Here is a 13,940-nt window from a genome sequence, read left to right as displayed (position 1 = left end):
CCGCTTGTCTCCCGACCGACCGTCACGACCCGTCACGACCCGTCGGTCAGTGGCTCCCCCGGTCCCCCGAGCCGCCGTCAGAGCCGGTTTCGACCGCGTCAGTCGCCTTATCGATGCCTCTCTTGGCCTTCTCCTCGCTCACCTTCGTCCGCTTTCCGACTTGTTTGGCGACTTCGTCTTCGCGTCCCTCTACGAGGCCGAGCAGCCGTCGAAGCTTGCTCATCACGCCCATAGCGTCGGCGGTAACGACTCCTCGGAAGAAAAGGTGGCGGCCGTCGAACGAACACGGCGGGTTCCGAGAGCACACGCCGATGAAATATAAATAATCAGATATACATTTGAAATTGGTATTTCACGGGGAGCCACTTCGAATCTCGATTCGTGGTTCGGGGGTACGAGGGAACGAACAAGAGAGGCGAACGGGCCGCAACGACGGTTAGTTCGACGTTTACGGGGTCTTTTCGGGGGCGAATCGCAACGACCCGAACCAGCGTTGGTCGGTACCGGAAACCGAGTCGAAAATCGGAGCGAACGGGATATATTGTGCTCTTCACCGTTTCAGCGTTCAAATAGTGACGTTTCTGATATCGTCGAACGCGAGTCGAGAGATAGCCTCTCAGAAACGAATTATTACTGGATTCCGATAGTACAGAAGACTAGTCTTGTATTCGATAGTATTGATACGCCGGCCGTAATCGAGAGCGTTCGGTCACTGCGTCCGAACGCCCGTTCAGGCGGGTGGAGCGGTACGAGAATATATTACAGACGTACGAGCGTAATTTGTTGATTCGTAGTAATAATCCAGCGGAGAGCGCGGCTGTAACTATCGTGGGTATATAACGTTCGGCGATTCCGAACGCCCGAGGACGCTCGACCGCGGAGAGTGACGCGGGGCGGTCCCACCCGAGTCACGCGAGCGCGAGCTCCAGTTCGAACTCGCTGACGATGTCTCTAACCGTGTGTGCGAGTTCGGCTTTCCTGTCCTCGCCGGTCACCGAGTGAGCCGGTCCCGTGACGCTGAAACCGCCGATAACGTCGCCGGAGCGCCGCGTCGCGGCGACGCCGATGGCGTAGAGTTCGTTGAAGTTCTCGGCGCGGTTGACGGCGTAGCCCTGCTCGCGGACGCGCTCCAGTTCCTCGAACAGCGCCTCGCGGTCGGTGGTGGTGTTTTCCGTCTCCCGCGGGAGGCCCCACCGGTCGATTATCTGTTCGATGCGCGGCTCCGGGAGTTCCGCGAGAATCGCCTTCCCGACGGCGGTGTTGTGCAGGAACAACCGGTTACCGAGTTGCTCGTGGGACCACCCCATCTTACTCCCCGACGCGGTGTGCAGGAAGACGGCCTTCCCGCCCATCTCGACGGTGAAAATCGACCGGAGGCGTGTCTCTTCGAACAGTCGCTCGGTGAACTGTCGCGCGAGGACGAACGCCGGCTCCCGCGTCCGGACTTGGTTCCCCAATCGGAGCAGTTCCGGACCGATAAAGTAGAAATCGCCCTCTTTGATGACGAACTGTTCCTGCTTGAGCGTCGCGAGGTGACCGTGAATCGTGCTCTTGGGCTTGTCCATCCGCTCGGCGATTTCGGAGACTCTCGCGCCGTCTATCGCTTCGAGTTGCTTCAGAATCGCTATCGAAGTGGCGGTCGTCCGAAGCGTCGTGGGCGAGTCATCCGTTGGCATACCTCGATATCTTCGGCCACGTATTTAAAGTTCAGGAAGGCCGAACGGCCGGTCGGCGACGCGGCGCGGCGCGGTCCGCCGGGCACAGCGTCGGCGAGCGCGTTCATCCCTCGACTTCGACCCAGCCGCCGCGCTCTCCGGACTCGTAGGCCGCGTCGAGGACGCGCAGCAGTTGCACGGCGTCGTCGACCGTCGCGGGCACGTCGCCGGTGTCGTAGCCCGCGAAGTAGTCCTCGAAGTAGTCCTGTACGAAGTCGCCCCACGCCGGGAACCGGTCGTAGGTGAACTCGAACTCGACGGTCCGTTTCGGCGCGGCGGTCCAGTCGGGGTGCTCCGAGGTGATGTCGAGCGGGACCGTGGGTTCGTGCTGCAGCGAGTCGTGGTGCAGCGGCGTCAGCGCCTGCGCGTCGGTGCCGTAGATGCCGAGGTGCGTGTCCTTGCCGCGGTCGCTCAGGTAGTAGCCGGTGTGATACGTGCCGAGCGTCCCGCTTTCGGTCTCGAACTGGAGGACCGCCCCGGCTTCCACGTCCGCCTCGACCGCGTCGTGGAATCGGGCGTTCACCCGCGCGATGGGGTCGTCGAGAATCCACGGCATCACGTCGACCCAGTGCGGACCGATCCACTGGAGCGCGCCGCCGCGACTCGTCTCTCGGTCGTAGAGGTAGTGGTCGGTGTCCCGGTAGGAGAGCTGGCTGGCGTTGAAGCGGCCGTCGAGCGTCCACACGTCGCCGAAGAAGCCCTCCGAAACCCGGTCGCGGAGCGTCATCGCGACGGGGTTGCGACGGTAGTACATCGTCGGCGAGACGGTCACGCCGAGTTCGTTGGCCCGCTCGGCGATGGCTTCGAGGTCGGCGGCGGTCCGGGCGATGGGCTTCTCGCTGATGACGTGGACGCCGTTTTCGACGGCGCTCTCGACGATTGCCGGCGTCTCGTCGCTCCGGTGGGTTATCCACGCCACGTCGACGTCGGCGTCTGAGACGAGTTCGTGAGGGTCCTCGTACACCGCCGCGCCGCCGACGAGGTCCGCCATGTCCTGTCCCTCGGTCGTGATTTCGTCGGGTCGGTCGTCCATCGCCGCGATATTCGCCACGTCGACCCGTCGTCCCGGTTCGCAGACCGCGGTAATCGTCGCGTCCAACTCGCTCGCGACGGCGAAGTAAGGGTCCCGGTGGTGGTGGTCGATACCGATGTATCCGATGTTCGCACCCATACACGTAGTTCATAGAAAATAATTTAAAAATATGTGGGTACGGGCAAGATAGCCGGCGGCGAACGGGGTGGCGGCGGACGGTGCGTCGGCCTCGTGCGGTCAGCGCCGCGGCGTCTCGACCCGCCGGGACCACGACCGGAGCCACGGGCGGGTTCCGCCGTTGGGGACGTTCAGTTCGTGGCTGTTGACCGGGAGGTCCGGGTAGCCGCCGACCCGCTTTTGGCTGTCGACGAGATAGCTCGCGCCGAGTTCGACGTGTTCGAGGATGCGCTCGTCGGTCGCGGTCCGGTCGGCGGGCCGCGCGCCGACGTTTGCGAGGTTGTGTTCGAACGTCCGGTCCGACGGCATCGCGGCCAGTCCGTCGGGCCAGAGCGGCCGCTCGTCGACCACGGTCACGTCGTCGTCGACCATCGCCACGTCGTCGTCGTCGGTGACGTTGTCTTCGAGGTACACCACGGCCGTGTCCACGCCGTCCTCGGCGAAGACGTTCGCCTTCTCCGAGTTGGGCTGGAGGTAGGCGTTGCCGACGATGCTCGCCTCGGTGTCGGGGTCCAACCACGTTCCGTCCTCGAAGTCGTACATCACGTTGTTGACGACGACGCTCTCGGTTCCCTCCTTGAGTCTGGGGTGGCGGTCGGTGTTGAACGCCCAGACGTTCCCCAGCATGGCGACGTTCTTCGCGTCGTTGCCGATGAGCGAGCCGTAGCCGTGTTCGCCCTTCGGGTGGACCGAGTCGTCGAGCGCCTCGGCGACGAGGCAGTTCGAGACGGTCGTGTCGGCGGTCTCGTAGCCGACCGAGAGACACTCGTCGACGCTCCACGAGGCAGAGACGTGGTCGATGACGTTGTTCTCCGTCTCGTCGGCCGTGTTGACCGTGTCGAGCGCCCAGTCCTCTGTCGGTTCATCGATGCCCGCGTCGCCGAGTCGAACCCGAACGTGCTGGAGGACGCAGTCGCTCGCCGCGATATTCACGCGTCCTTTGACCAGCGTGACGCCCGGCGAGGGCGCGGTCTGACCCGCGATGTAGCACTTGTCGTACGGAATCGGGAGGTCGCGCACGCCGAGGTCGATTGTACCGCTGGTCTCGAAGACGACCAGTCGCTCGCCGTCGACGGTGACCGCCTTCTCCAGTTGGCGGCGCGTCGGCTCGGTTATCACGATGACCGGCGTGTCGTCGTCGAGCCACGGGGCCGCATCGGCGAACCCGTCACTCGGTCCGAACTGCGACGCGCTGTCCGGGCCGGCGTCGGCCGGGACCTCGCTGTTCGACGGGCTCGGCGTGCTGAACGTGGAGACTGCGCCCCATGCAGTATCGCCGTCTGCCGTGTCGGCCACCGCGCGCACCTCGTAGTAGCGGCGTTCCGTCAGGTCGTCAGCCTCGACGTTGAACGCGCCCGACGAGGTGAGTTGCGTCGATTCCGTGGTCTGCCACGCTTCGGTCGGTACCTCCCGATACTCGAAGTAACAGTCCGCGGAATCGGCACCGCCGAGGTCGCCGAGTTCGCCGGTGAGCGTCGCGGAGTCGGGACCGACGTCGGTCACGTCGCCGGTCGAGACGAGCGGGACGCCCGTCGTGTTCTCCACGCTCCCCGCGACGTCGACGTCGCCGATATCGCGGTTCCGGTCGGGTTCGACGCCCGAGAGGCTCTGAAACGTCGCCGTCGCGAGCGTCCCCGAGAGGTGACTGGTGACGGCCAGTCCGACGTAGACGCTGTCGCCCAGCGAGATGTCGTCGGCCCCGAGCGTGTTAATCGACGTCCACGTCTCGCCGTCCGTGGAGCGGTACGTCTCTATCGTGTCGCCGTGTCGCGTGAGGCGGAGCCAGTCGGCCGATGTGCCGCCGACGCTATCCGTCTCAGCGCCGTCTTCGGGCCGATACTGCATCGACGCCTCGCCGTTGGGTCGCCGGCGGACCATGACGTTCTTCGAGTCGGGGTCGAGCGACTCGCGGACCATCGGACCCGCCTTCGTCCAACTTTCGACGTTGTCGATGCCGGTGTTCTGGACGGCGACGTCGAAGTCGCCGCTCAGCTCCGTGTAGTGGTAGTGGAACGCGTCGGCCGTCCCCCAGATGTCGTCGCCGCCGCCTCGCATCGTAATCACGGTCGCGGCCGCGGCACTGCCGCCGAAGAGGCCAGTCGTCGCCGCACCGATACTCCCGGCTCCGAGCACGCGGAGGAACGTTCTCCTATCAGGTTTCATGAGCGTATCACTCGAACAGATAACATATTCAACGATTGTTATAATTTACGGCGGCCTCGAACCCCGGCGGCCGGAAGTACATAAAGTTCGAACCAGTCGAACAGATTCCGTCGTTTCGGGGGCGAGATAACGGGATAGAGCCGAATGTATTACAGACATATGTTTGTAACACATTGTTCATTGCTTATAAAGTTCGGAGAGTTCGAATCGGTATGCGAATCGCTCGCGGCGCGGGCGGGGACCCGCTCTCACGCGGGGTGCGATGAGTCAGATTCACGACGAAGAGCCGTTCGAGCGCGCGAATCGCCGTCCATTGGGAACCCGATTCATGCAAAAGGTTATTACGCTCCGACAATCAGGTTGGTGCAACGAGTCAGCCCATGCAAGAGCTAGGTATCATTATGAACGGCGTGACCGGCCGGATGGGAACGAATCAGCATCTCATCCGCTCTATCGTCGCGCTGCGCGAGGAGGGCGGCGTGGAACTTCCCAGCGGGGAACGGGTGATGCCGGACCCGATTCTCGTCGGCCGCAACGAACGCAAACTCCGCGAACTGAGCGAGGAACACGGCATCGACCGCTGGACCGTCGACCCCGACCTCGAAACGTGTCTCGACGGCGACGACGAGGTGTACTTCGACTCGCAGATTACTCCCCGCCGGCCGGACAGCGTCATGAAGGCCATCGACGCCGGAAAGCACGTCTACTGCGAGAAACCGCTGGCGAGCGACCTCAGCGCCGCGCTCGACGTGGCCGGGATGGCCGAAGACAGCGACGTGAAACACGGCATCGTGCAGGACAAACTCTGGCTCCCGGGGCTGTTGAAGCTCCAGCGGCTCATCGAACAGGACTTCTTCGGCGATATCCTCTCCGTGCGCGTCGAGTTCGGCTACTGGGTGTTCACCGGGCACGGACAGGAGGCACAGCGCCCCTCGTGGAACTACCGGGCCGAGGACGGCGGCGGCATCGTCGACGACATGTTCTCCCACTGGAGCTACGTGCTGGAGAACCTCTTCGGCGAGGTGGAGTCCGTCCGCTGTCTCCAGAAGACCCACATCGACGAGCGAATCGACGAGGACGGCGAGCCGTACGAGGCGACCGCCGACGACGCCGCCTACGCCATCATGGAACTGGAAGACGACATCGTCGCCCAGCTCAACTCCTCGTGGACCGTCCGCGTCAACCGCGACGACCTCCTCGAAATTCAGGTCGACGGGACCGACGGCAGCGCGGTCGCCGGCCTGCGCGACTGCAAGACGCAGGGCCACGCGAACACGCCGAAACCGGAGTGGAACCCGGACACGCCGAAGGAACACGACTTCTACGAGGACTGGACGGGCGTCCCGAACAACCGGGTGTTCGAGAACGCGTTCAAGCTCCAGTGGGAGAAGTTCATCCGCCACGTCGTCGCCGACGAGCCGTTCCCGTGGGACTTCACCGCCGGAGCGCGCGGCGTCCAACTCACCGAGGCGAGCTATCGGTCCTCCGAGGAGGGCCGCCGCGTCGTTCTCGACGACCTCAACGCGTAGAAAAGCCCCCCGACGAACAGTTTTATGTCGAACTCGGCCGTCGAGTGGCGCATGCACACAGATGGCGACGAGAACCCCACAGACTGGCTCTCCGTGCCGGAGGACGTTATCCTCGAAGCGTGCGGAAACCCCCCGCTCCCCGAGTTAGGCGTCATCGAACAGCTCTGGGAGACGGAGCCGATTCCGGAAGCCGAGGTCCCGGAGGCGGCCGCGAGCGCCGTCGCCGCGCTGTCGTTCGCGGACGTTCCCGACGGCGGCGAGGTCGCACTCGGGGTCGGGAGCCGCGGTATCGCGAACATACCCGAAATCGTCGCGGGCGTCGTCGACGCCGTCTCCGAGGCGGGCTACGAGCCGTTCGTCTTCCCCGCGATGGGGAGCCACGGCGGCGCGACCGGCGAGGGACAGCGGGAGATGCTGAACGAACTCGGCGTCACCGAAGCACGAATCGGCTGTGAGATTCGGTCCAGCATGGAGGTCGTGGAGGTCGGGCGCACGCCGGACCGCGACGTGCCCGTCGTCGCCGACGCCAACGCGGCGGGCGCGGACGCCATCGTCCCCATCAACCGCGTCAAGCCCCACACCGACTTCGACGGCGAGGTCGAAAGCGGGCTGTCGAAGATGCTCGTCATCGGCATGGGCAAACAGCGCGGCGCGCAGATCGCCCACAAGTGGGCGGTCGACTGGTCGTTCCGGCGGATGATTCCCGAGATAACCGAGCAACTCTTGGACTCGCTTCCCATCGTGGGCGGCGTCGCCATCGTGGAAGACCAGCACGACGACACCACGCTGGTCGAGGGCGTCCCCCCGTCGGGCTTCCTCGACCGCGAGCGCGAACTGCTCGAAACCGCGTACGAACTGATGCCGAAGCTCCCGTTCGAGGAGCTCGATTTGGTCGTGTTCGACCGACAGGGCAAGGAGATTAGCGGGCAGGGGATGGACACGAACGTCATCGGCCGCCGGCCGTTCTCCATCAACGAGCCCGCCCCCGAGAAGCCGAACGTCAAGCGCATCTACACCCGCGGACTGACCGACAAGACCCACGGCAACGCGATGGGCGTCGGGTCGGCGGACGTGATTCACGAGGACATCGTCGCCGAGTTGGACGCGGGGACGACGCTCATCAACGCGCTCACCGCGAGCACCATCCGCGGCGTGAAGCTCCCGCCCGTCGTCGAGACCGACCGCGCGGGCGTGGTCGCGGCGCTGTCGACCATCGGCGTCGTCGACCTCGACACGGTCCGGGTCGTCCGCGCGGCCGACACCATGCACCTCCACCGGCTGTACGCCTCGCCGGCGCTGGTCGAGGAGGCCCGCGACCGCGACGACCTGCGCGTGGTCGAGGAGCCCTCGGCGATAGCGTTCGAAGACGGGCGGTTCGCCGCGCCGTCGATCCGGGACTGAAGCGCGCAGGAACGTCTTTTTCGAAAAAACGGGGTTGTCGGGCGTCGCTTACCGCTCGACCGGTTCGGACTGTGCCGAGACGACGGCCTCGTCCATGTCGCCGTAGTTGCCCGCGAGGAGCACCGACGACTCGCCGTCATTCGCGTCATCCCCGTCATTCGCGCCGTCGCGGACGCGGGCGAACGGTTCGCCGTCCTCGGGGGCGACACAGCCGCCGATTCGGAGGTGTTCGACGCCGTCCGCCTCGACGGCCGGCCCCCCGTCGGACTGGGCTTCGAAGCCGTCGAGGACGACCGTCGAACTCGCTTCCGCGGTCAGCGGGGTCCCGCTCCCGTCGGGGACCGTCACGCGAACGTCCGTGAACGAGACGCTCCCGAGCGACTTACAGAAGACGCCGTGTCGCTGGTCGTAGCCGTTCGCCATCGCCGGCGAGAGGTCCGAGGCGTCGAAGGGGCGAGTCGCGTCGATGTCCACGTCGGTAAAGGAGATGCTCTCGAAGCGCCGTTCGGGAAGGCCCGCGAGGAACGCCGCCGACTCGACCTCCTCGGCGGTGATGTGGTGGAAGTCGACGTTGCGGACGTTCGGCGTCGCCTCGGTGACGGGCTCGGGGTCGCTGTCGATGTCCGTCTGGTAGTAGCCGTTGATGACGAACGGGCAGGCGACGCGGCGCATGACGATGGTGTCGAACCGGAGGTCCTCGACCGTCCCGCCGCGGCCGCGCTTGGACTTGATGCGGATGCCGCGGTCGGTGTCGGTGAAGGTGCAGTTCGTGACGGTGACGTGTCGCACGTCGCCGGCCGTCTCGCTCCCGATGACGACGCCGCCGTGGCCGTGTTCGACCGTGCAGTTCGTCACGACGACGTTCTCGGTCGGGCGACCGACCTCGCGGCCCTCCTCGTCCTTGCCGGACTTCAGGCAGATGGCGTCGTCGCCGGCGTCGATGTGGGTGTCGCTGACCCTGACGAACCGCGAGGAGTCGATGTCGATGCCGTCGCCGTTCGGGGCGTCCGGCGGGTTCTGAATCGATACGTCGTGAATCGTCACGTCCTCGGAGTAGACGACGTGCGTGTTCCAAAACGGGGAGTTCCGAAGCGTCACGCCGGAGAGGGTCACGTTCTCACAGCCGTCGATTTGGAGTAGCGGCGGGCGCACCGTGAACGTGCTCACCTCGTCCTGCTGGTTGCCGCGCCGAATCTCTTCGAGTCGCTCGGCGAGTTCGGAGGGGTACTGTTCGGGCGGTAACGACACGAACTCCCACCAGTAGGAGCCGCCGCCGTCGATGACGCCCTCGCCGGTGATGGTGACGTTGGAGGCGTCGGCCACGTGGAGACACGGGTGGAAGCCGTCTTGGTCCCACCCCTCCCATCGGCTCTCGACCGTCGGGAACTCGGTGAAGTCCTCGACGAACCGGAGTTCCGCGCCGTTCGCCAGCCTGAGAGTCGTGTCGTCGCCGACGCGGAGCGGGGCGCTTCGGTACGTCCCCGGCGGGAGATACACCTCGCCGCCCTCGCCGGCGCAGTCGTCGAGCGCCGCCTGAATCGCCGCCGTGTCGAGCGAATCGTCGTCGTCGGTACCGTAGTCACGCACGTTCCGCTGTTCGAGAGTCACGCCTCAAGCATCCGCGAGCGAATTGATAAACGTTGTGCCGGGGTAACACGACGCAGCACGGCCTGTCCCCGTGGGGAGGGGTACGGCGAGTCGGCTCAGAGTCGGTCGCGCAGGAAGGGCCACGCGCCGGCCTCGAAGAAGCGGTGGCCGCCGTCGCCGACGAACAGGCTACATTCGCCTGCCGCGTCCGCGGCGCAGTACCGCCCGCGAATGCGGTCGAACGCCCGTCTCGCCCCGGCTATCGGGAAGATGGGGTCGGCGTCGCCCGCGACGACGCGGAGCGGCCGCGGGGCGACGAGACCGGCGACGTCCCACACCTCGCCGAGGCGTCGGAGACCGGGGACGTAGTTGCACAGACAGTGGTCGATGGGGACGATAGAGTCCTCGAACGGGCAGACCGACGCGCAGGCGACGACGGCCCCGACTCGCTCATCGAGCGCGCCCGCGAGGAGCGCGACGGTCCCGCCGCCGGAGTGGCCGCAGACGGCCAGTCGGTCCGCGTCGAGGTCGGGACGGTCCGCGACGAAGTCGACCAGGCGGCCCACGTCCCAGACGCGCTCGCCGACGAGCGACCGGCCGACGAGTTGGGCGCGCTTCTGCCAGTACGCACACGCGCTGACGGCGTCGGACGCGTTCGGTTCGTCGGCCGCGTCGGGACGTAGTTCGCCGAAGGCGCGCATGTCGGGAGCGACGACGGCGAAGCCACGGCGGACCGCCTGCCGCGCGATGTCCCGTCGGTCGTCGGCGATGTGACGGCGGGCCGCCTCGTCGTCGGCGACGCCGGCGGCGAGGTCTTTGCCGTGTTCGGAGTGGCCGTGCAGCGCGACGACGACGGGATACGGCGGGTCCACCGAGTCGGGGACGAGCAGGTAGAACGGGACGCGGAACCCCCGTTCCGTGCGGACGCTCCACGTCTGTCGCTGGTACCGCCGGCGTTGAACCGTCGCTCCCGGGCGCTCCCGTCGCCTCGGGTCGATGTCCTCGACGGTGCGGTCACGCATCGTCGGAAACCCGAGCACGTCGCGCAGTTCGCCGCGGAACGACGCCTGCCACGCCGCGAACGCCCGGCCGGGTTCGCCCGCAGACGCGGCCGAACTGTCGCCGCTGTCGCTCGCTCGGAGGACGCCGTCGAACCAGTCGTCGTAGTCGAAGCCAGTCATTCGGTGTCGGTCCGACGAACGCGACGGGGTCACAAGTGCGTGTCGACGCCGCGAATTAGCGGAGTCGTTCCCCGTGTGCGAACGCGAGGGCGATTTCGGAAAACGGTCGTCTGAGACACTCTTTCGTCCGACTTCAGCAAGCGCCCGCGTCAGTCGAGTCGTCCTGAAACCGAGTGAGTGAGTATTACGCTTGTAGCGGCGTCACGGTGGGAGACATTTCGCTGTTCTCCCCATATTCGGCGCACAAAGGCCACGAAACGGGATATTCACTCGTACGAGACACTGACCGAAGTCCGGTTCGGTGCGAACGTTCAGACGTCGGCTGTGGGTGAGTTCCCCCTGTGCGAACAGAAACGGCCGTCTCGGAGGCGATTGTGGCGCGGAAATCGAGAGACTGCGGCGTGTTCGGGGTCGAAAATGGCATCGTACTACGAAGAACGGAGGTGATGCGAGTCGAGGGCGGCGGCGAGAACGAAAACGGGGCGGACCGACGGCCGGTCAGTCGAGGGCGTCACTCAGGTAGCCACAGCGCCAGAAGACGACGCCGACGGTCAGGAGGAGTACGCCGGCGAGAGCGAAGTCCATCATGAGGACGACGTACGACGCCGTCCCGCGTTCGATGCCCGTCATCGCGAGGAGGCCGAGCACGACGATAAGCAGGGTGAACGAGAGCACGCTCGTCCAGAGCATCTTCTTTCGGCAGATCCAACATTTGAAGTACGACCGTTCTGAGGTTCCCATTACCGGCGGTTTCGGGAAACGCGATAATAGTCCTTTGGGGCCACCGTCCTTCGGTTCGGCCGCCGCAGGTCCCGGGAGCGGCCGCGCTACCGTGTCGTGTCATTATACAATCAGCATTATCGATGGATGTATATAGAATAGTCATAATGGGTAGTGTGTGATGGATTCGCAAAGCAGCGCTGAGTCCGACAAGTGGATCAGCGACGGAGAATGGGAAGACGTGTCGTCGCAGACGCGGCGTCGTCTGCTTCGAAACGCGTTCGGTGCCACGGCCGGCGCCGCCGCGCTGGCTGGGTGTAGTCAGGGCGGAGACGAGGACACGCCGACGCCCCTCGAAAACGAGGGCGGCGGCGGCGGAAGCACGACGACCGACGGCGAGTCGAGCGGCCAGTCGTCGGGGACGACACTCAACCACATCATCTCGCTCGCGCCGACGAACGCCCGGTTCAACCCCTACGGTAACGCCGCGAACTTCTCGTTCCGGTGGTACTGGGCGATGTTCGACCAGTTGGCAGTCCACGACAAGGTGTCGAACAAGACGAAGGGGATGGTCGTCAAGGACTGGGAGTACGCCGACAACGGACAGGTCACGTGGAACATCCGCGACACCTACACGTGGCACAACGGCGACGACCTGACGGCGGAGGACGTGACGACGCAGCTCAAAATCGGTCAGCTGATGCAGACCGTCCACAAGGGCTACGGCGCACAGCCCCTGTACGAGAACGTAGAGCAGACCGGGAAGTACGAACTCACCTTCGACCTCGTCGAGCCCGGCATCAGCCGGGAGATATTCGAGTTCGGTCACATGAAGCGCCGGGCGTGGCTCTGGGCGCACCGAGACATCTGGGGACAGTACGCCGAGATGTTCGACGACGCCACCACCGAATCGGAGCGGACCTCCGCCCAGCAGGAGATGATGCAGGCGATTCAGCAGGACGTCTGGGACAACGCGAACGTGCCGGGGAACTCCGTCTGGGAGTTCGTCAGCGGAGAGGAGAACGTCGCGCACTTCGAGCCCTACGACGACTACGTCAGCCCGTTCAGCGACGCCGAGTGGTCGAGCGGCGAAATCACGGGCGACATGATAGACTACAACCTCGATTGGCACCGCTACCCGAACCAACAACAGCGGACCAAGGCGATGCAGGAGGGCGTCATCGACGTGAGCTACCCGCCGGAGTCGCAGTCCGCCCGAGACCAACTCAAAGAAAACGGCTGGGGGCCGGCCGACAGCCTCTCCGAGGACCAGATCACGCCGCAGATGCGCAGCGGGGCGATGGGCGTCCTGCTCAACTGTCAGAGCGACATCACCGGCGACCCGCGCGTTCGGAAGGCGATTCACCACATCGTCCCCCGGAAGCCGCTCGTCGAGTGGGTTCCTGACTACGGCACTTACTGGGTCGAAGACCGCATTCCGTCCGGCATCGGGCAGGACAAGGAAGTGCCGTGGTTCGGCGGGAACTCCAACTGGCCGAGCGGGGACCTCGCGAGTCTCGAACGGTACGCACACACGGAGAGCGACGTGGACGAACAGCGAGCGACCGAACTCCTCGAAGCCGCCGGCTTCACGAAGCCGGGCAACCGCTGGAAGGACCCCAACGGCGAGAACGTCACCCTTCGGTTCTACACGGCGACCTCCGACGAGGAGCCGATGGCCCTGCGGTTCGCCCAAATCGCGAAGACCTACCTGGACGACTTCGGCCTCCAGACCGAAGTGACCGCACAGGAGGCGACCATCCGCGCGGGGAAGACGCTGGAGTCAGGCGACTGGGAGCTGCTGTTCGACAACTGGGGCGGGGCGAAGTCCGGTCCGCCGTTCCTCGGCTTCTCGAACTCGTTCAGAGTTCAGGAGTCGCTGTCCGGACAGCCGCTTCCGACCAACGACAACTGGGCGATGGACCGCGTGGTCGAGGTGCCGTACCCCATCGGCGACCCGAGCGGCGACCTCCAAGAGGTCGACGTCATCGACAAGCTCAACGAGCTTCGGACGCAGATGTCGGACGAAGAGCGCAGACAGAAAGTCGCCGAAGTCTCGTGGATATTCAACCAGTCCCTACCGATGATGCTCATCAACGAGGAGGGCGGCACCGGCGGCTACTGGTTGAATCACGACAACTGGGAGACGAAGCCGCCGAACAACAACCGGAACCCCGCGTACCGCTACGAAATCGTCGAGATCGGCCAGTACTCGTACTGTCAGTACATGGCCAAGATGGGAACCGAGTACTTCCACTCGGCCGGAGGACAGTAAGCGCCGAGAGCGCCGCCCTCTGAACCAGAACCCGTCGTCTCACCGAGTCAGTCAGAACGTATCAGCCATGCGGTGAACTCCTCGTCCGGAGGCCGAGATACTCGCCTCCGGGCGCGACGACGGCGAGGCCGGTTCGGTCGAGTGCGGTCGAAAGTAGCC

General features: G+C 65.2%; 10 protein-coding genes. 3 read left to right on the top strand and 7 right to left on the bottom strand.

Going from position 1 to position 13,940, the window contains the following annotated elements:
- Positions 1-46: 46 nt before the first annotated feature.
- From NDI65_RS10285 to NDI65_RS10270, 4 genes are all read right to left on the bottom strand, one after another.
- Positions 47-232 carry a hypothetical protein gene (locus NDI65_RS10285; protein WP_089780443.1) on the bottom strand — a complete coding sequence of 62 codons (186 nt, stop codon included), beginning with the start codon at positions 230-232 and terminating at the stop codon, positions 47-49.
- 676 nt (positions 233-908) lie between these two features.
- Positions 909-1,676 (bottom strand): IclR family transcriptional regulator, encoded by a 768-nt coding sequence (locus NDI65_RS10280; RefSeq protein ID WP_089780445.1) that lies wholly within the window; start codon positions 1,674-1,676, stop codon positions 909-911.
- 103 nt (positions 1,677-1,779) lie between these two features.
- Positions 1,780-2,886: a Gfo/Idh/MocA family oxidoreductase gene (locus NDI65_RS10275; protein WP_089780447.1), complete on the bottom strand. Its 1,107-nt coding sequence runs from the start codon at positions 2,884-2,886 to the stop codon at positions 1,780-1,782.
- A gap of 99 nt (positions 2,887-2,985) precedes the next feature.
- Positions 2,986-5,088 (bottom strand): pectate lyase, encoded by a 2,103-nt coding sequence (locus tag NDI65_RS10270; RefSeq protein ID WP_193310965.1) that lies wholly within the window; start codon positions 5,086-5,088, stop codon positions 2,986-2,988.
- Positions 5,089-5,468: 380 nt separating this feature from the next.
- Between NDI65_RS10270 and NDI65_RS10265 the strand changes: the two genes are divergently transcribed.
- Together NDI65_RS10265 and NDI65_RS10260 are read left to right on the top strand one after the other, a co-directional pair.
- On the top strand, positions 5,469-6,617 hold the full coding sequence (locus NDI65_RS10265) for a Gfo/Idh/MocA family oxidoreductase (RefSeq protein ID WP_089780450.1): 1,149 nt from the start codon (positions 5,469-5,471) through the stop codon (positions 6,615-6,617).
- 24 nt (positions 6,618-6,641) lie between these two features.
- Entirely contained in the window at positions 6,642-8,018 is a 1,377-nt protein-coding gene (locus tag NDI65_RS10260) for a DUF362 domain-containing protein (protein WP_310893631.1), read from the top strand.
- A 48-nt stretch (positions 8,019-8,066) separates the two neighbouring features.
- Here the strand turns inward: NDI65_RS10260 and NDI65_RS10255 are convergent, their stop codons facing one another.
- The 3 genes from NDI65_RS10255 to NDI65_RS10245 all read right to left on the bottom strand — a co-directional run bounded on the left by NDI65_RS10255 (position 8,067) and on the right by NDI65_RS10245 (position 11,527).
- Complete coding sequence (locus tag NDI65_RS10255; RefSeq protein WP_310893630.1) at positions 8,067-9,626, bottom strand: glycoside hydrolase family 28 protein; 1,560 nt, start codon at positions 9,624-9,626, stop codon at positions 8,067-8,069.
- 95 nt (positions 9,627-9,721) lie between these two features.
- Entirely contained in the window at positions 9,722-10,786 is a 1,065-nt protein-coding gene (locus NDI65_RS10250) for an alpha/beta fold hydrolase (protein WP_089780550.1), read from the bottom strand.
- A 498-nt stretch (positions 10,787-11,284) separates the two neighbouring features.
- Positions 11,285-11,527, bottom strand: coding sequence for a hypothetical protein (locus tag NDI65_RS10245; protein WP_226908766.1), 243 nt, complete (start codon positions 11,525-11,527; stop codon positions 11,285-11,287).
- 160 nt (positions 11,528-11,687) lie between these two features.
- Between NDI65_RS10245 and NDI65_RS10240 the strand changes: the two genes are divergently transcribed.
- Positions 11,688-13,781, top strand: coding sequence for an ABC transporter substrate-binding protein (locus NDI65_RS10240; RefSeq protein WP_089780460.1), 2,094 nt, complete (start codon positions 11,688-11,690; stop codon positions 13,779-13,781).
- Positions 13,782-13,940: the final 159 nt, after the last annotated feature.

It is taken from the genome of Haloferax sp. S2CR25, assembly GCF_031624535.1.
GTDB lineage: Archaea > Halobacteriota > Halobacteria > Halobacteriales > Haloferacaceae > Haloferax > Haloferax massiliensis.
This window is presented reverse-complemented; position numbering and strand designations above follow the sequence as displayed.

Excerpts from the sequence above, each read along its gene's own strand:
- NDI65_RS10275 (WP_089780447.1), bottom strand. The coding sequence starts at position 2,886 with ATGGGTGCGAACATCGGATACATCGGTATCGACCACCACCACCGGGAC.
- NDI65_RS10285 (WP_089780443.1), bottom strand. The coding sequence starts at position 232 with ATGGGCGTGATGAGCAAGCTTCGACGGCTGCTCGGCCTCGTAGAGGGA.
- NDI65_RS10270 (WP_193310965.1), bottom strand. The coding sequence starts at position 5,088 with ATGAAACCTGATAGGAGAACGTTCCTCCGCGTGCTCGGAGCCGGGAGT.
- NDI65_RS10265 (WP_089780450.1), top strand. The coding sequence starts at position 5,469 with ATGCAAGAGCTAGGTATCATTATGAACGGCGTGACCGGCCGGATGGGA.
- NDI65_RS10250 (WP_089780550.1), bottom strand. The coding sequence starts at position 10,786 with ATGACTGGCTTCGACTACGACGACTGGTTCGACGGCGTCCTCCGAGCG.
- NDI65_RS10245 (WP_226908766.1), bottom strand. The coding sequence starts at position 11,527 with ATGGGAACCTCAGAACGGTCGTACTTCAAATGTTGGATCTGCCGAAAG.
- NDI65_RS10280 (WP_089780445.1), bottom strand. The coding sequence starts at position 1,676 with ATGCCAACGGATGACTCGCCCACGACGCTTCGGACGACCGCCACTTCG.
- NDI65_RS10240 (WP_089780460.1), top strand. The coding sequence starts at position 11,688 with ATGGATTCGCAAAGCAGCGCTGAGTCCGACAAGTGGATCAGCGACGGA.
- NDI65_RS10260 (WP_310893631.1), top strand. The coding sequence starts at position 6,642 with ATGTCGAACTCGGCCGTCGAGTGGCGCATGCACACAGATGGCGACGAG.